Here is a 16,071-nt window from a genome sequence, read left to right on the forward strand (position 1 = left end):
TTGACCTCGTCGATTTTCTTATGTTTCTCACAAAGGGTGTTTCACACCACGGAAATGAGTATACATCTAGTCACTGCATAAATTAATAGCTCGCTAATAGTTATTTGAGTGGTTATATGACAACTATCTGTATTTTTAATAACAGAAAAGCATAAAAAACGGGTAAAAAACGCCCATTTGATGTTATTTTTCTGTAAAATCAATAGATTGTATGAATTTAACTATTTGTGCTCATTTTTGCAGTGAATCACATCCTGGAAATTTTTATGTGACGGGTTTGGATGTGTTGTGACGAGATTTAACCAAAAAGGGGGGCGTTTGCGGCTGTTTTGAGAAACACAAAGGCAGCAATAAAGGAAGGGAATCGTATTGAATGAGGCCAGAGAAAGTAATCTTCTGACCTCAGGCACAGAATGAAAACGACGGGAGGGGCAAAATGTTGTAGCCCTACAACTCCTGCTCAAACAAACTGAGGATCGCATCGTGCAATTGTTTAACGCTAAATCTGCGGGCCGGTGTAATGAATATCGTATCATCGCCAGCAATTGTTCCGAGGATCCCTTCGGACTTGCCCAGGGAATCGAGTAAACGCGCAATCAATTGTGCGGCTCCCGGGCTGGTTCGGATCACCACAATGGCGTCGTTATAATCGATATCCAGCACCAGATTTTTAAGAGGACTGGTCGTTGTCGGCACGCCAATTTCAGCGGGCAGACAATACACCATTTCCATCTTCGCATTACGGGTTCTGACAGCACCAAATTTTGTCAGCATCCGGGAGACTTTTGACTGATTGATATTTTCGAAACCGTCATCCTGAAGTGCGACAACAATTTCGCCCTGAGAGCTGAATTTCTCTTCCTTCAACAGTGCCTTGAAGGCTTTGATCAAATCTTCCTGTTTAGCAGGATTACGCATTTTGCACCCTGGTCTCTGAATCATCGTGGGACTGATTATGCAGATAATTGAATTTTTATGCAACAGAGAGAAACGGCAAAAATCGCTAATTAAGCGTGTAGTAAGGAATGTAAGTTCCGCGATTTGAAAGCCTGGTTCATGAATATGCCAAATTTGTGCATTACGGATGAACGGTATGGCAAAAGAGATTAAATGTGATGGTCTCGATTCAGCTCTCACATTGGACCGAATTTAACCATTTATTAACCTGGCCTATTTTGTGATGCTACTTTTAATGATGAAGCTTTCCGATAAAAAGTCATTAAAAACGGAAAAGGTCGTCTTAGAGATGTTTTTTTACTTTCTAAACGACCAACCTCAGATTCTCTGCAGGTGAGCGATTGTTTTTAACAGCGTAAGTGATTAAGGTCACACCCAATTAATTCCACGACACTTATAAGTTAATGATAAAAAAGGAGTATAGGATGAAAGTTGCAGTTCTAGGTGCTGCGGGTGGTATCGGTCAGGCCCTCGCGCTTCTGCTCAAGACCCAGCTACCTTCCGGTTCCGAACTCTCATTATATGATATCGCACCGGTAACTCCAGGTGTCGCCGTCGATCTCAGCCATATCCCTACCGCGGTCAAAATTAAAGGTTTCTGTGGTGAAGATGCTAAACCAGCGCTGGAAGGGGCTGACATCGTCCTGATTTCTGCGGGGGTGGCACGCAAACCGGGTATGGACCGCTCGGATCTGTTTAATGTGAATGCCGGAATTGTGCGCAATCTGATCCAGCAAGTTGCCAGTACCTGTCCGAAGGCCAGCATTGGTATCATCACTAACCCGGTAAATACTACGGTCGCGATTGCTGCTGAAGTATTGAAAAATGCAGGCGTCTATGACAAAAACAAACTGTTCGGTGTAACGACTCTGGACACCATCCGCTCCAATACTTTCGTGGCAGAGCTGAAGGGTAAGCAACCTGAAGAGATCGAAGTGCCGGTTATTGGCGGGCACTCCGGTGTGACGATCCTGCCTTTATTATCCCAGATCTCAGATGTCTCTTTCACTGAAAGCGAGATCGCTGCATTGACTCAGCGTATTCAGAATGCCGGGACTGAAGTGGTGGAAGCCAAAGCCGGTGGCGGTTCTGCCACGCTTTCAATGGGTCAGGCGGCGGCACGCTTCGGACTTTCACTGGTGCGGGCGATGCAAGGTGAAAGGAATGTCGTGGAATGTGCCTATGTTGAAGGTAAAGGCGATTATGCGCGATTTTTCGCACAACCGGTTCTGTTAGGTCAAAATGGTATCGCGGAGCTTATCGACATCGGTCAGCTGAGCGCTTTTGAGCAACAATCGCTGGATTCGATGCTGGATATTCTTCGCAAAGATATTGAGCTCGGTGAACAGTTTATTAATAAGTGATCATTGAACAAAGCCGCCGGGGTTAACTGGCGGCTTTTGCTTTTCTTAACGCGGTGTTTCATTGGTCGGGCGGCAACGGCGTTCAATGATTTGCGAGGTTTTGGGATCAAAATACCGGCTAGGCCAGATCAGTGAGGGATGGATACCCAAAGCGCCTGCGATAAGCTGTTCTCCTTTTGGCCATGGCCGTGATAATGCGTTTGAAAGTGTCGAAGAACTCAGGCCCGCTGATCGTGATACAGCTGCGAGTGTGGTGCCCTTCTTTCTCAATGCGGCAATAATATCTGCCTGGTGCCAGTCTTCATTCCTTGTCATCATGATATCTTCCTTCTGCAAATGATTTTCGATAAATACACTATTAAACATAGCATTCAAGACGACTTATACTATTTATATAAGTCATATCAATGTTTCCTAAAATCCATTATTTTACTTATTTAGAAAATACATTCTTATTTTGATTTAGACAAACAAGTAAATTCCTTTTGCTTTTTGTGATTTGTGTCAGTTTATAAATTTATTATTGTATTCTTTTAAAGTGAAAACGTAACTGACATGTGTTTTTTTTGAACTAATATATTGATCTTATTAATTAACCAATTGAATTTCGGTTGTTTTTATTATGATTTTAGGCGATTTTTATTGCTTTTTTATGTGACTATCTCTTTGTTATAATTATGTTTTTTTAATTTTATTCTTATTTTCGTTTAAAATTTTATTTAAACGGGTTTCCGAAAAAAAATTTAATCAGCCCACCCGGCTGTTGATAAACATAATTCATGGAAGCATTTGCATACATCTATAGACTCACTCCAAAAAATTGAATATCTTCTTTCTGTCAAATAGGTGTTTTTCTAAATGACTTATGTTAATACCACCTTTTATATAAACGCTCATTACCAGAAAAATATCGGCATTACCCTCATGGATGTATAACAACAATCTTTCTTACTTACTTAATAAGAAACAAGGAATGTTATGAAAAAAGAGTGGTTTGCAGCAAAGGAACTGACCGGAAAGGAAGGACTGCCGACGTCAACCCAAGGTATACATGGGATGGCTCGCAGATTGTGCTGGATTAAACGCCGCAGGCTGGGCGTACAGGGACGTGCAGTGGAATATCACATCGACAGCTTGCCCGGCAATGCCGCCGCCAGTTTATCGATGAATGAGCGTTCTGCTGAATATGTTTACACGTCACATCAGGATCCGCTGGCGATCTGGATCGAAAGTTATAAGCAACTTAAAGAGCCTGAACGTGAAACAATGATCTCATTCATTGTGAGAGAAGGGATATCTGAGTTGCTCAGCCGATTACGTGAGCCTGAAAAAAACTAGTGCAATAATACCTGTCGCGCCTGCTTATTCTGGCAGGCACGGCAGGCAAATATCAGAAATCGCGTTTTACAGACATATGCGCGAGGCCTTCAAGCGCAGAGCGATATTCGGACGCCGGAAGTACCTGAAGCGCCTGGATGGCTTTATCAGCTTCTTCTTCGGCACGCTGGCGGGTGTAAGCCAGAGAGCCCCATTGATGCATTGCCGCCAGCACAGGTTCCAGTAAATGGCGCCCGTTACCTTCTTCGATAGCTTTGCGGATCATTGCGGATTGTTCAGCATCACCATGCTGCATTGCATGTAAAAGGGGCAATGTCGGTTTCCCTTCATCAAGATCATCGCCGGTGTTTTTGCCCAGCGTTTCGCCATCAGCATCATAATCGAGCAAATCATCAATCAGTTGGAAAGCGGTGCCCAGATAACGACCATAATCCTGTAAGGCCTTAATCTGCTGACTGTTTCCATCCGCCAGCATGGCAGAGGCTTGCGCTGCGGCTTCAAAAAGACGCGCGGTTTTGCTGTAAATCACCTGCATATAACTTGTTTCTGTGATGTCAGGATCATTGCAATTTATCAATTGCTGCACTTCACCTTCTGCAATCACGTTCACCGCTTTTGCCATCAGAGCAAGAACAGGAAGCGACTCCAGATCTGTCATCATCTGAAACGCACGGGTATAGATAAAATCGCCGACCAGTACGCTGGCGGCATTGCCAAATGCCGCGTTCGCAGTGGCTTTTCCCCGACGCATATCTGATTCGTCAACCACATCGTCATGTAACAGTGTGGCCGTATGAATAAACTCAATCAGAGCGGCGACTTTGATGTGTTTATCGCCCTCGTAGGATAGTGCTTTGGCTGCCAGTACTGCTATCATCGGGCGGATACGTTTGCCGCCGCCACTGATGATGTAATATCCCAGTTGATTGATGAGAGAAACCTCTGAATTCAACTGTTCAAGGATGGATGCGTTGACTGCAGCCATGTCGTCCTGGGTAAGATCAATAATCTGTTCTAGGTTCATTGTGTTTTTTCAGCTGTTGTTCTCTTCACCGCAATGAGGCCTGGCTCACATTGGCACATGGCGCTAACTGTAAAGGGGATTGTACTTGAAAAACAGTGTAGATAAATGCTATCGGAAGAACTGCGTTTTTTTTCTTCTTTTGTCGTCATTGTGCTCTTGTCTTATGCTGATTTTTTGCGTAGAATTCGCGCCCTATTGTGAATATTTATAGCGCCCTCTGGACTATACAAAGTTGAGTGCGCGGAAAGCGGAGTTTTATATGTACGCGGTTTTCCAAAGTGGTGGTAAACAACACCGTGTCAGCGAAGGACAGACGATTCGTCTGGAGAAGCTGGACGTTGCAACTGGCGAAGCTATCGAATTCGATCAGGTTCTGATGATTGCAAACGGTGAAGAAATCAACATCGGCCTGCCTTTAGTTGCTGGCGGTGTAATTAAAGCTGAAGTCGTTGCTCACGGTCGTGGCGAAAAGGTCAAAATCGTTAAGTTTCGTCGTCGTAAACACTATCGTAAGCAGCAGGGCCACCGTCAGTGGTTCACTGACGTTAAAATCACCGGCATCAGCGCTTAAGATTAGGAGAGCGGAACAATGGCACACAAAAAGGCTGGCGGCTCCACACGTAACGGTCGCGATTCAGAAGCTAAACGTCTGGGCGTAAAACGCTTTGGCGGCGAAGCAGTACTGGCAGGCAGCATCATCGTTCGTCAGCGCGGCACAAAATTCCACGCGGGTATCAACGTGGGTTGCGGCAAGGACCACACTCTGTTTGCTTTGGCTGACGGTAAAGTCAAGTTCGAAGTTAAAGGCCCGAAAAACCGTAAGTACATCAGCATCGAAGCTGAATAAGTTTTTCGCGTCTTAGTAAATAGATGTAAGCCCCGCAATTCGTTGCGGGGCTTTTTACATTCTGATTAGCCCATTCTGGCGGGATATGGACACGAAATCGCAGGCACCTGTCGGGATTCTGTTGGCACTGATTACTGCTATGAGCTGGGGCTCTTTGCCTATTGCCATGAAGCAAGTGCTGGTGGTGATGGATCCCTTTACTGTGGTTTGGTATCGGTTTTCTATGGCGGCCGTTGTGCTTGGCTGCATTTTGGCTATAAGGCGAAGGCTGCCGCCGGGAGTGATTTTCAGCCGACCACGCTGGCTGGTTTTAGTGCTGATTGCGACCTGCGGATTGCTGGGGAACTTTGTTCTTTTCAGTTCTTCTTTGCAATTTCTTAGCCCGACGGCTTCTCAGGTTATCGGCCAGCTTTCTCCGGTCGGTATGATGGTGGCCAGCGTTATCATCCTGAAAGAAAGGATGCGCGTCACGCAGGTCATTGGCGCCAGTATGTTAATTTTCGGGCTCATCTTGTTTTTCAATACCAGCCTGATTGAAATTTTTACCCGTCTGACGGATTACACTTTGGGTGTGATTTTCGGCGTCGGGGCAGCAACGGTTTGGGTGATATACGGTGTGGCGCAAAAGGTTTTACTGCGTCAACTGGCTTCACCGCAAATCCTGTTTTTGCTGTACACTTTATGTTCTATCGCATTGCTCCCGCTGGCCAGCCCGGCGGTGCTTTCACAGCTCAGCGGCTGGCAGTTTGCCTGTCTGTTGTTTTGCGGCGCGAATACCTTAGTGGGATATGGCGCCTTAGCGGAAGCGATGGCGAGATGGCAGGCGGCTCAGGTGAGTGCTTTAGTGACACTTACTCCGCTGTTTACCCTGCTATTTTCAGATTTATTGGCACTTGCCTGGCCTGACTTTTTTGCTGCACCAGTGCTTAATTTCATTGGTTATCTGGGGGGCATTTGTGGTGGTGGCGGGTGCAATGTTTTCCGCAATTGGCCATCGATGGTGGTCACGTCGGACAGAGCAAAACCTGGTAGCTAAACTTTAGCTGCCCGGCGAATGATTTACGGAGACGGTACAAATGAAGTTTGTTGATGAAGCCACGATTCTGGTTGTGGCCGGTGATGGCGGTAACGGGTGCGTCAGCTTCCGCCGCGAAAAATACATTCCACGTGGCGGTCCTGATGGTGGCGACGGTGGCGACGGTGGCGACGTGTACCTGGTTGCTGATGAGAACCTCAATACGCTGATCGATTTCCGCTTTGTGAAATCTTATCGCGCTGAGCGCGGTACTAACGGTCAGAGCAGCGACTGTACCGGTAAACGCGGTAAAGATATCACCATTAAAGTGCCTGTCGGAACACGTGTTCTTGACCAAAGTACGGGCGAAGTCCTGGCCGATATGACCCAAAATGGTCAGGTTAATATGGTCGCTAAAGGCGGTTTTCATGGACTGGGTAACACCCGTTTTAAATCTTCTGTAAACCGCTCACCGCGTCAGAAAACCATGGGCACCAAAGGTGAAGAGCGTGATATCGCACTCGAGCTGATGCTGCTGGCCGATGTGGGGATGCTGGGACTGCCAAACGCGGGTAAATCGACCTTTATCCGCTCAGTCTCTGCTGCCAAGCCAAAAGTTGCTGATTATCCGTTTACCACGCTGGTGCCAAGCCTCGGTGTCGTACGTATGGATCATGAACAAAGCTTCGTGGTTGCAGATATCCCCGGTCTGATTGAAGGCGCTTCTGAAGGCGCGGGTCTGGGTATCCGCTTCCTGAAGCACCTTGAGCGTTGCCGCGTTCTGCTGCACCTGATCGACATTGCGCCGATCGATGAATCTGATCCGATCGAAAATGCCAAAGTTATCATCAATGAACTCAAGCAATACAACGCCAAGCTGGCTGAAAAGCCGCGCTGGTTAGTGTTCAATAAAGTTGATCTGATCGAGAAAGAAGAGGCTGAAACGCGCGCTAAAGCGATTGCTGATGCATTAGGCTGGGAAGGTAATTATTACCTAATTTCTGCTGCAAACCGCGAAGGCGTGAATGCATTGTGTTGGGACGTGATGAAATTTATCAACGAAAATCCTAAACACATGGCGATTGAAGAATCAGCACCAGAAAAAGTTGAGTTCATGTGGGATGATTATCACCGTGAACAACTGGCAGAAGTAGAATCTGAAGCCGACGACGACTGGGATGATGACTGGGATGAAGATGACGACGAAGGTGTCGAAATCATTTATGAACGGTAATCCTGTGGATTAGCGTTTCATCTCAACACAAAGGCTGCCTCTGGCAGCCTTTTCTCTGTCGTTAATGCGTTTTAACGGGTGCCTGGTGAGAGTGTCAGTGAGCTTTGAAGCGCGATATCGGGTAACCAGCACTGTGCACTGAGTCCAGCGTTGCCGGTACGATTTCGCAATGTCAGCGTACCGCCATGCAGGTGTGTAATTCTCACGACAATATTCAGTCCCAGACCGCTACCGCCATAACGCTGATCGACACGCCTGAAAGCCTGCGTCAATTCGCTGGCTTTCGTCTCATCAATGCCCGGGCCCGCATCATCTATCTGTATCAGAAAGCCATTCTGCTGCTGCATAATCGTAATGCTGATCTCACTATTTTCCGGCCCGTAGCGGTAAGCATTCTCGACCAGATTACGCACCATTAAACGTAGCAGCACAGCATCCCCCTGAATTTCAGCATGCGGTGGCATCTCTACTTTCAGCGTTTGTCCACGTTCATTAAGCATTTCACCCAGCTCTTCCCGGAGTGGTTTAATAACATTACTTATCAGATCAACCTGTTGATATTCCCCTTTCGCAAAATTCTGTCCTGCGCGGGCAAGCATGAGTAACTGTTCTATGGTGTGCATCAACAAGTCGATGCGACTGATCAGTGTATCGCTGCCTTCCACGCCCTTTTTTTGCATTATCTCAAGGTGTAGCCGTACGCCTGCCAGCGGAGTGCGTAACTCGTGAGCGGCATCGGCAGTAAACAGTCGTTCCTGCTGGATCGTAGTCGAGAGTCGCGAAAATAGCTGATTCAGCGCATTCGTCACGGCCACAACTTCCCTGATTTCGCTGTTGAGTGGCAGGGGAGAGAGGTTATCGGCCGAACGGGTTTCCAGTCGCTTTTGTAACTGGTTGAGAGGGCGAATAATCCAGCTGATGGCCCAGAATGATAACACCAGTGTAATGCTCATCATCAGCAAAGAAGGGGCAATCAGTGAAGCAATAGCTTCCGCAATTTCCTTTTCTACGTGCGCATTGCGCACTTTGACCGACAATGTGTCATTGACCAGCAAGTTAATTTGCTCCTGGCTCTCATGCCAGAGCCAGAAAACACTGGTAAGTTGAGTTACAAACAGGATCAGCGCAAGCATAACCAGCAGACGGCGGCGCATACTGGTCATACGATAATTTCCAGCCTGTAGCCGATACCGCGCACGGTTCTGATGACTTCTTTACCAAGTTTACGGCGCAGATTATGGACATGCACTTCGAGGGTGTTGGAGCCTAAATCATCCTGCCAGGTATAGAGATCTTGCTGAAGCAATTCACGATTCACCGTCTGTCCTGCGCGCATCATCAGCCGTGACAAAATAGCGAATTCTTTGGGTGTCACTTCTACCGGCGTGCCGTCGAGGTAAGCCTGCTGCGAGGAAAGATTAATTTTCAGGTTGCCCACGGAAATCTGGTTGTCGCTTTGCCCTTGGTATCGGCGGATCAGTGCCCGAACACGCGCCTGTAATTCGACTAAAGCAAAAGGTTTAATCAGGTAATCATCGGCACCCGCATCCAGGCCATCGACGCGGTCTTCGAGTGCATCACGGGCTGTAAGGATAAGGACGGGCAGGGAAATGCTCTGACGTCGCCACTGACGTAACAACGTTGCGCCATCTTTATCTGGCAATCCTAAGTCCAGGATCACCAGACTGTACTGGCTGGCCTGAATCAGGCTTTGCGCCTCAGCCGCAGTAGAAGCGCAGTCGCATGCATAATTTTCACTGGTAAGTGCCAGCATTAATCCCTGCCGTAAAAGTTCATCATCTTCCACTATCAGCAGCTTCATCGTCTGGCACTTCTCCGTGGTTAATTATTTTGGTAGATATCCCTGTAGAGACGGCTTTCAAAGCGCACCAGCGGTGCACGACGTGTACGTTGATCTTCAGGGGGAACCGCATAGCCTGAGAGGAACTGCACAAAGGCCATCCGCTGTCCGCTGGCTGTGGTGATGAAACCTGCCAGGTTATACACGCCAGACAGAGAGCCGGTTTTTGCTGATACTTTGCCGTCAACACCTGCCTCATGAAGGCCGCCACGATACTGCAAGGTCCCGTCATGGCCAGCTAAAGGCAGCATCGAAATAAAATCTAATTCTTTATCGTGCTGGGCGATGTATTGCAGCACCTGCATCATTGTGGCCGGTGACAATAAATCATGGCGTGAAAGCCCAGAACCATCAACCTGGATCGAGTTCCCTAAATCCACACCTGCTTTTTGGCGCAAAATCTGACGAACAGCATCTGAACCCGCCCGCCATGTTCCCGGTACGCCAAAACGCTGATGACCCATTGTACGGAAGACCGTATCAGCGATCATATTGTCTGATTTCTTAAGCATCTGATGCAGCAGATCGTGCAGCGGTGCTGATTGTGTTTGCGCCAGTACGGTACCCGCAGGGGTCGGCTGAGTCTGGCGTTTCAGCGTCCCGTCAATCTGGATATCTGCCTGCAAAAGCTCGTCTTTCAGAATCGCACCGGCATAACTGGCACCATCCTGAATAGCGAAAGCCAGCGGTAAAGGCTCGCTGCGTTGGGTCAGACAACCGGTAAGGGTGTATCGGTTGTATTCACCTGGCACGACGTCCAGTTCGCAATACTGCGCATCCGGAGAACCTTTTGCCAGCGTGCGGACTTCACTGAACATATGCACCGGGTAATAAGAGGCTACGCGGATAAACGCGTTTTCGTCAGGTTTAGGCGCACTATATAGAGATACCGAGAAACAGTTTCTGTCGACAATCGCGGCAGCCGGCGGGGCGCTGAAACATTGTGTGATGTCGTTCCATGGCCATCCGGGGGCTTTATCATGGCTTGCAAACACCGACGTGTTAATGACCACATCACCAGTGATTTCTTTGACGCCCTGTTTTTTCAAAACAGCGACCATATTGCGAATATTCTGACGCTTCAGGGTCGGATCACCTGAAAAACGAGCGACCAGATCTCCCTTAAGAACGCCGTCAGAAACAGAACCTGGCGTTTCGAGTGTGGTGGTGAAGCGGAAATCAGGCCCTAACTGCAACAGCGCCGCCAGCGCCGTCAGAATCTTCATGGTGCTGGCAGGCAGCGCCATCTGGGTACCGTGATAATCGATCGCAGGCGCAGGCGCGCCAATTTTCTGTACCAGCACCGCCAGATTCGTGCCATCAGGCAGATATTCTGTGTAATTTTCGATCTGAGCCGCATTTGTATTCAGAACAAACGCGCATGCTAATCCACTGACAATTCGTAAAAAACGCATTATTTTGAGTAAAGGCTCTGAGTAACGGCTGGATAAATGTGGTGCCATACTACGATGCTACGAACCAAGGCGCAACGTGGCTGAAAGTAAACGATGATCCTCAAGGAACTCTACGTTAAAATACGAATCAAAATGCGAAATGATTCCTGGCCTGGTGGCAACGCCGGGTGAGGTTTTTTTTGTTTTTCGCCAGAGAGAGTCGGTCAAAAGAACTGACTTAATTTCTTACCTGATTCAATCAGGACGGTGTTTACCGAAAGGACCAAGTTAGAGGTAATGAATATATGAAACCGATTCCGATGACGTTGCGTGGCGCAGAAAGATTACGTGAAGAGCTGGACCATCTGAAGAGCGTTCGTCGCCCGAAAATCATTTCTGATATCGCGACCGCACGTGAGCACGGCGATTTGAAAGAGAATGCTGAATACCATGCTGCACGCGAACAGCAGGGTTTTTGTGAAGGTCGTATCCAGGAAATCGAAGCTAAGCTTTCAAATGCTCAGGTCATTGATGTGACTAAGATGCCTGTCACTGGCCGGGTGATTTTTGGTGCTACTGTCACCGTAATGAATCTGGATACTGAAGAAGAGCAGAAATACCGCATCGTGGGGGATGATGAAGCCGATTTTAAGCAAAATCTGATTTCTGTTAACTCCCCAATTGCCCGCGGTTTGATCGGCAAAGAGCAGGATGATGTTGTTGTTATCAAAACGCCTGGCGGCGATGTTGAGTTTGAAGTATTGAAGGTCGAATACCTCTAAAATCTGCATTAAAAAGGGCGAAACGAGACGTTTCGCCCTGTAATTCTCACATTCATGCAGTGAATTGCTTCACCGTAAATTGAAAACTAAAGTAAAAAGGCCTGCTCAGACCTTCCCCTGAACGTGATTTCGTGGCACCTTTCCGAAAATCTACAGCGCTTTTCGTTAAACCTTAATGGATTAACGCGGTAAGATAATTTTGCGGTCTTCGGTGGAAGGGCGATAAAGTACCAGCATATTGCCGATGACTTGCACATTACACGCCTTGGTTTCACGCACAATTGCGTCTACGATCAAGGACTTCGTTTCGCGTTCTTCTGCCGCGACTTTAACCTTGATCAGTTCGTGATGTTGCAGCGCCTGTTCGATTTCGGCGAGCACACCTTCAGTCAGCCCGTTGTTGCCCAGCATAACAACCGGTTTCAGTGGATGCGCGAGGCCTTTCAGGTACTGTTTTTGTTTATTGTTAAGATTCATCGTCTTTTTTGCTTAAGTTGGGATTGAAAACGGGTCATTCTACCGCCATCTCATGTATATCACCAACCCGGACTGCTTCGGGGAGGGAATAATACTGACTTAGCCATAGACGTCATGATGCTAACAGCTTGTTCCAAAAGCTCTAACTCAGGGTGGTTGGAAAACTATATGGTTACTAAATAATGTCTAATAAAAAGCGTTCTGCAAGTTCCAGTCGCTGGTTGCAGGAACACTTTAGCGATAAATATGTGCTACAGGCACAGAAAAAAGGGCTGCGTTCCCGTGCCTGGTTTAAACTTGATGAAATACAGCAAGGCGATAAGCTGTTTAAACCGGGTATGACAGTCGTTGATCTAGGGGCAGCACCTGGCGGTTGGTCACAGTATGTGGTGACGCAAATCGGTAACAAGGGGCGAATCATTGCCTGTGATATTTTACCTATGGATCCTATTGTTGGAGTCGACTTCCTTCAGGGGGATTTTCGTGATGAATTAGTTCTCAAAGCGCTGCTCGAACGCGTGGGAGAAAACAAGGTTCAGGTGGTCATGTCCGATATGGCCCCTAATATGAGCGGTACTCCGGCAGTCGATATTCCAAAATCGATGTATCTGGTTGAATTAGCATTGGATATGTGTCGGGATGTATTAGCACCAGGCGGAAGTTTCCTGGTGAAGGTGTTTCAGGGAGATGGCTTTGATGAATACCTGCGGGAAATTCGCTCCCTGTTTACGAAGGTGAAGATTCGTAAGCCAGACGCTTCCCGAGCACGTTCGCGAGAAGTGTACATCGTAGCGACAGGGCGGAAACTGTAGTTCCCTAACGCTGTTTGTTAACACAGTTGTAATATGAGGTTAATCCCTTGAGTGACATGGCGAAGAACCTGATCCTCTGGTTAGTCATCGCAGTTGTATTGATGTCTGTATTTCAGAGTTTTGGTCCCAGCGAATCTAATGGTAACAAGGTAGATTATACTACCTTTACAACCGAAGTGGCCCAAGACCAGGTCCGTGAAGTACGTATCAATGGACGTGCGATTGACGTTATCAAAAAAGACAGCAGCAAATACACAACCTATATTCCGGTTAATGATCCTAAATTGCTGGATACGCTGCTGAGCAAAAACGTGAAAGTTGTTGGAGAACCGCCTGAACAGCAGAGTTTCCTGGCGACTATCTTCATTTCATGGTTCCCGATGCTGCTTCTGATTGGCGTCTGGATATTCTTTATGCGGCAAATGCAGGGCGGCGGTGGCAAAGGGGCAATGTCCTTTGGTAAAAGCAAAGCCCGCATGTTGACGGAAGACCAAATCAAAACCACTTTTGCTGACGTTGCAGGTTGTGACGAAGCGAAGGAAGAGGTGAGCGAGCTGGTAGATTACCTGCGCGAACCAAGCCGTTTCCAGAAACTGGGCGGTAAAATTCCTAAAGGCGTTCTGATGGTGGGTCCTCCGGGTACGGGTAAAACTTTGCTGGCTAAAGCGATTGCCGGCGAAGCTAAAGTCCCGTTCTTTACCATTTCTGGTTCTGACTTCGTTGAAATGTTCGTCGGTGTGGGTGCATCACGTGTGCGTGACATGTTCGAACAAGCGAAGAAAGCAGCTCCATGTATCATCTTCATCGATGAAATTGACGCCGTTGGCCGTCAACGTGGCGCAGGTTTAGGTGGGGGTCACGATGAACGTGAACAAACACTGAACCAGATGCTGGTTGAGATGGATGGCTTCGAAGGTAACGAAGGTATCATCGTTATTGCCGCAACAAACCGTCCGGATGTTCTGGATCCCGCTTTACTGCGTCCGGGCCGTTTCGACCGTCAGGTTGTTGTAGGTTTGCCAGATGTTCGTGGCCGTGAACAAATCCTTAAAGTTCATATGCGCCGTGTTCCACTGGCAACGGATGTTGATGCTTCTGTGATTGCTCGTGGTACACCGGGTTTCTCCGGTGCAGACCTTGCTAATCTGGTCAACGAAGCTGCATTGTTCTCTGCCCGTGGTAATAAACGTGTGGTGTCGATGGTTGAGTTCGAAAAAGCCAAAGACAAAATCATGATGGGTGCTGAGCGCCGTTCCATGGTGATGACTGAATCGCAGAAAGAATCCACCGCATATCACGAAGCGGGCCATGCCATTATTGGCCGCCTGGTTCCTGAACATGATCCTGTGCATAAAGTGACCATTATTCCTCGTGGCCGTGCATTAGGTGTGACCTTCTTCCTGCCTGAAGGTGATGCGATCAGTGCCAGTCGTCAGAAACTTGAAAGTCAGATTTCTACCTTATATGGTGGTCGTCTTGCTGAAGAGATCATCTACGGTGTGGAAAAAGTGTCTACCGGTGCGTCTAACGACATCAAAGTAGCCACGTCGATTGCCCGTAATATGGTTACGCAGTGGGGCTTCTCAGAAAAATTAGGTCCGTTGCTGTATGCGGAAGAAGAAGGCGAAGTCTTCCTCGGTCGTTCAGTCGCGAAAGCTAAACATATGTCTGATGAAACCGCACGTATCATCGATCAGGAAGTTAAGTCTCTGGTTGAACGTAACTATATTCGTGCGCGTACTTTACTGATGGAAAATATGGATATCCTTCATTCAATGAAAGATGCCCTGATGAAGTATGAAACCATTGATGCACCGCAAATTGATGATCTGATGAACCGTACTGAAGTTCGCCCGCCAGCTGGCTGGGATGATGCTAACGGCAAAAACGGTAACAGCAATTCCAATGACGGTGGTGCGCCAAAAGCGCCGACGCCTGTCGACGAACCTCGTACGCCGAATCCTGGCAACACGATGTTTGAGCAATTCAGCGGCAAATAAGCGGCTGATTTGAAAATAATGCTGATAACACTCAACCCCGGGCTTGCCCGGGGTTTTTTATGTGTGCATTCTTTCCCTCGGAATTTGAAAAAGCCTTTATCGATTGCTCAGAAGGGACGTGATTTATGCATCTTACAGCCAGAGAGTCCAGGTTGGACCTCACTTTCCCTCAGGTTATGGGGATCCTGAACGTCACCCCGGATTCATTTTCCGATGGCGGGCGACATAATACGCTTGATCTTGCCCTCAGACATGCTCAGGCAATGGTTGATGCAGGCGCGACAATTCTCGACATCGGCGGTGAATCGACCCGCCCTGGTGCAGCAGAAGTCAGTGAAGATGAGGAACTGGCCCGTGTGGTGCCGGTAGTCGAAGCCATTGCGCGGCGTTTCGATGTCTGGATCTCCGTCGATACTTCAAAAGCCTCCGTGATCTGCGAAGCGGCAAATGCAGGCATGCATCTGATCAACGATATTCGTTCACTTCAGGAACCCGGTGCGCTACAAGCCGCCGCCGAAACAGGTTTGCCTGTTTGCCTGATGCATATGCAGGGTGAACCCAAAACGATGCAGCAAGCCCCGCATTACGACGATGTCGTTGTGCAGGTGGATCAGTATTTTTTTGAGCAAATTGCGCGTTGTGTGAACGCCGGCATTGCGAAAGATAAATTGCTGCTCGACCCGGGCTTCGGTTTCGGTAAAAATTTGGAGCATAACTATCAGTTGCTCGCACGGCTGGCTGATTTTCATCATTTTGGCATGCCATTGTTAGTGGGAATGTCGAGGAAATCCATGGTGGGGCAACTTCTGCATGTCTCCCCTGAGAAACGGGTTACCGGAAGTGTTGCTTGTGCTGTAATTGCCGCCATGCAAGGTGCTAAGATCGTGCGTGTACATGATGTAAAAGAAACCGTTGAAGCGATGCGTATCGTGGAAGCGACACTTTCTGCAAGGGATAAAAACTAAT

16 protein-coding genes and 1 pseudogene are annotated in these 16,071 nt (G+C 47.8%); 10 read left to right on the plus strand and 7 right to left on the minus strand.

Annotated features, from left to right (window positions below; genetic code table 11):
- Positions 1–447 precede the first annotated feature (447 nt).
- Positions 448–918, minus strand: coding sequence for a transcriptional regulator ArgR (gene argR / locus RAHAQ2_RS02365; protein ID WP_014333685.1), 471 nt, complete (start codon positions 916–918; stop codon positions 448–450).
- Between the two features lie 464 nt (positions 919–1,382).
- On the opposite strand from argR, the gene mdh reads away from it, so the two are divergent.
- Entirely contained in the window at positions 1,383–2,321 is a 939-nt protein-coding gene (mdh, locus tag RAHAQ2_RS02370) for a malate dehydrogenase (RefSeq protein WP_014333686.1), read from the plus strand.
- Between the two features lie 45 nt (positions 2,322–2,366).
- Here the strand turns inward: mdh and RAHAQ2_RS24770 are convergent, their stop codons facing one another.
- Positions 2,367–2,639, minus strand: coding sequence for a helix-turn-helix domain-containing protein (locus tag RAHAQ2_RS24770; protein WP_014333687.1), 273 nt, complete (start codon positions 2,637–2,639; stop codon positions 2,367–2,369).
- A 660-nt stretch (positions 2,640–3,299) separates the two neighbouring features.
- Between RAHAQ2_RS24770 and RAHAQ2_RS02375 the strand changes: the two genes are divergently transcribed.
- Positions 3,300–3,659, plus strand: a complete 360-nt coding sequence (locus tag RAHAQ2_RS02375; RefSeq protein ID WP_014333688.1) for a DNA-binding protein — start codon at positions 3,300–3,302, stop codon at positions 3,657–3,659.
- Between the two features lie 52 nt (positions 3,660–3,711).
- On the opposite strand, the gene ispB is transcribed toward RAHAQ2_RS02375, so the two are convergent.
- Positions 3,712–4,683, minus strand: a complete 972-nt coding sequence (ispB, locus tag RAHAQ2_RS02380) for an octaprenyl diphosphate synthase (protein WP_014333689.1) — start codon at positions 4,681–4,683, stop codon at positions 3,712–3,714.
- Positions 4,684–4,942: 259 nt separating this feature from the next.
- Here ispB and rplU point away from each other — a divergent pair, with 259 nt between their 5' ends.
- The 4 genes and pseudogenes from rplU to cgtA all read left to right on the plus strand — a co-directional run bounded on the left by rplU (position 4,943) and on the right by cgtA (position 7,779).
- Positions 4,943–5,254: a 50S ribosomal protein L21 gene (gene rplU, locus RAHAQ2_RS02385; RefSeq protein WP_013573804.1), complete on the plus strand. Its 312-nt coding sequence runs from the start codon at positions 4,943–4,945 to the stop codon at positions 5,252–5,254.
- An 18-nt stretch (positions 5,255–5,272) separates the two neighbouring features.
- Complete coding sequence (gene rpmA, locus RAHAQ2_RS02390) at positions 5,273–5,530, plus strand: 50S ribosomal protein L27 (RefSeq protein WP_013573805.1); 258 nt, start codon at positions 5,273–5,275, stop codon at positions 5,528–5,530.
- Between the two features lie 85 nt (positions 5,531–5,615).
- A pseudogene (locus RAHAQ2_RS02395) lies at positions 5,616–6,610 on the plus strand (DMT family transporter).
- Positions 6,607–7,779, plus strand: coding sequence for an Obg family GTPase CgtA (cgtA, locus tag RAHAQ2_RS02400; protein ID WP_014333691.1), 1,173 nt, complete (start codon positions 6,607–6,609; stop codon positions 7,777–7,779). Before RAHAQ2_RS02395 ends, cgtA begins: the two are co-directional and overlap by 4 nt.
- Positions 7,780–7,850: 71 nt before the next feature.
- Here cgtA and pmrB read toward each other — a convergent pair whose 3' ends face one another.
- Genes pmrB through dacB form a run of 3 tightly spaced genes read right to left on the minus strand, consistent with a single transcriptional unit; the run spans position 7,851 to position 11,055 of the window.
- Positions 7,851–8,942: a two-component system sensor histidine kinase PmrB gene (gene pmrB, locus RAHAQ2_RS02405; protein WP_014333692.1), complete on the minus strand. Its 1,092-nt coding sequence runs from the start codon at positions 8,940–8,942 to the stop codon at positions 7,851–7,853.
- Positions 8,939–9,601, minus strand: a complete 663-nt coding sequence (pmrA, locus tag RAHAQ2_RS02410; RefSeq protein WP_014333693.1) for a two-component system response regulator PmrA — start codon at positions 9,599–9,601, stop codon at positions 8,939–8,941. The genes pmrB and pmrA overlap by 4 nt, the downstream gene beginning before the upstream one ends.
- Positions 9,602–9,621: 20 nt before the next feature.
- Entirely contained in the window at positions 9,622–11,055 is a 1,434-nt protein-coding gene (gene dacB, locus RAHAQ2_RS02415) for a serine-type D-Ala-D-Ala carboxypeptidase (RefSeq protein WP_014333694.1), read from the minus strand.
- Between the two features lie 284 nt (positions 11,056–11,339).
- Between dacB and greA the strand changes: the two genes are divergently transcribed.
- A complete protein-coding gene (gene greA, locus RAHAQ2_RS02420) occupies positions 11,340–11,816 on the plus strand; it encodes a transcription elongation factor GreA (RefSeq protein WP_014333695.1) in 477 nt (158 codons plus the stop codon).
- A gap of 180 nt (positions 11,817–11,996) precedes the next feature.
- Here greA and yhbY read toward each other — a convergent pair whose 3' ends face one another.
- Positions 11,997–12,293: a ribosome assembly RNA-binding protein YhbY gene (yhbY, locus tag RAHAQ2_RS02425; RefSeq protein WP_013573813.1), complete on the minus strand. Its 297-nt coding sequence runs from the start codon at positions 12,291–12,293 to the stop codon at positions 11,997–11,999.
- Positions 12,294–12,475: 182 nt separating this feature from the next.
- Here yhbY and rlmE point away from each other — a divergent pair, with 182 nt between their 5' ends.
- From rlmE to folP, 3 genes are all read left to right on the plus strand, one after another.
- Positions 12,476–13,105, plus strand: a complete 630-nt coding sequence (gene rlmE, locus RAHAQ2_RS02430; RefSeq protein ID WP_014333696.1) for a 23S rRNA (uridine(2552)-2'-O)-methyltransferase RlmE — start codon at positions 12,476–12,478, stop codon at positions 13,103–13,105.
- Positions 13,106–13,161: 56 nt separating this feature from the next.
- Positions 13,162–15,105 (plus strand): ATP-dependent zinc metalloprotease FtsH, encoded by a 1,944-nt coding sequence (gene ftsH, locus RAHAQ2_RS02435; RefSeq protein WP_037040633.1) that lies wholly within the window; start codon positions 13,162–13,164, stop codon positions 15,103–15,105.
- A gap of 125 nt (positions 15,106–15,230) precedes the next feature.
- Positions 15,231–16,070 carry a dihydropteroate synthase gene (folP, locus tag RAHAQ2_RS02440; protein WP_014333698.1) on the plus strand — a complete coding sequence of 280 codons (840 nt, stop codon included), beginning with the start codon at positions 15,231–15,233 and terminating at the stop codon, positions 16,068–16,070.
- Position 16,071: the final 1 nt, after the last annotated feature.

The sequence above is a fragment of the Rahnella aquatilis CIP 78.65 = ATCC 33071 genome, assembly GCF_000241955.1.
GTDB lineage: Bacteria > Pseudomonadota > Gammaproteobacteria > Enterobacterales > Enterobacteriaceae > Rahnella > Rahnella aquatilis.

Bases quoted from the DNA above. Each gene is read 5' to 3' on its own strand.
- argR (WP_014333685.1), bottom strand. From the start codon at position 918: ATGCGTAATCCTGCTAAACAGGAAGATTTGATCAAAGCCTTCAAGGCA.
- mdh (WP_014333686.1), top strand. From the start codon at position 1,383: ATGAAAGTTGCAGTTCTAGGTGCTGCGGGTGGTATCGGTCAGGCCCTC.
- RAHAQ2_RS24770 (WP_014333687.1), bottom strand. From the start codon at position 2,639: ATGATGACAAGGAATGAAGACTGGCACCAGGCAGATATTATTGCCGCA.
- RAHAQ2_RS02375 (WP_014333688.1), top strand. From the start codon at position 3,300: ATGAAAAAAGAGTGGTTTGCAGCAAAGGAACTGACCGGAAAGGAAGGA.
- ispB (WP_014333689.1), bottom strand. From the start codon at position 4,683: ATGAACCTAGAACAGATTATTGATCTTACCCAGGACGACATGGCTGCA.
- rplU (WP_013573804.1), top strand. From the start codon at position 4,943: ATGTACGCGGTTTTCCAAAGTGGTGGTAAACAACACCGTGTCAGCGAA.
- rpmA (WP_013573805.1), top strand. From the start codon at position 5,273: ATGGCACACAAAAAGGCTGGCGGCTCCACACGTAACGGTCGCGATTCA.
- cgtA (WP_014333691.1), top strand. From the start codon at position 6,607: ATGAAGTTTGTTGATGAAGCCACGATTCTGGTTGTGGCCGGTGATGGC.
- pmrB (WP_014333692.1), bottom strand. From the start codon at position 8,942: ATGACCAGTATGCGCCGCCGTCTGCTGGTTATGCTTGCGCTGATCCTG.
- pmrA (WP_014333693.1), bottom strand. From the start codon at position 9,601: ATGAAGCTGCTGATAGTGGAAGATGATGAACTTTTACGGCAGGGATTA.
- dacB (WP_014333694.1), bottom strand. From the start codon at position 11,055: ATGCGTTTTTTACGAATTGTCAGTGGATTAGCATGCGCGTTTGTTCTG.
- greA (WP_014333695.1), top strand. From the start codon at position 11,340: ATGAAACCGATTCCGATGACGTTGCGTGGCGCAGAAAGATTACGTGAA.
- yhbY (WP_013573813.1), bottom strand. From the start codon at position 12,293: ATGAATCTTAACAATAAACAAAAACAGTACCTGAAAGGCCTCGCGCAT.
- rlmE (WP_014333696.1), top strand. From the start codon at position 12,476: ATGTCTAATAAAAAGCGTTCTGCAAGTTCCAGTCGCTGGTTGCAGGAA.
- ftsH (WP_037040633.1), top strand. From the start codon at position 13,162: ATGGCGAAGAACCTGATCCTCTGGTTAGTCATCGCAGTTGTATTGATG.
- folP (WP_014333698.1), top strand. From the start codon at position 15,231: ATGCATCTTACAGCCAGAGAGTCCAGGTTGGACCTCACTTTCCCTCAG.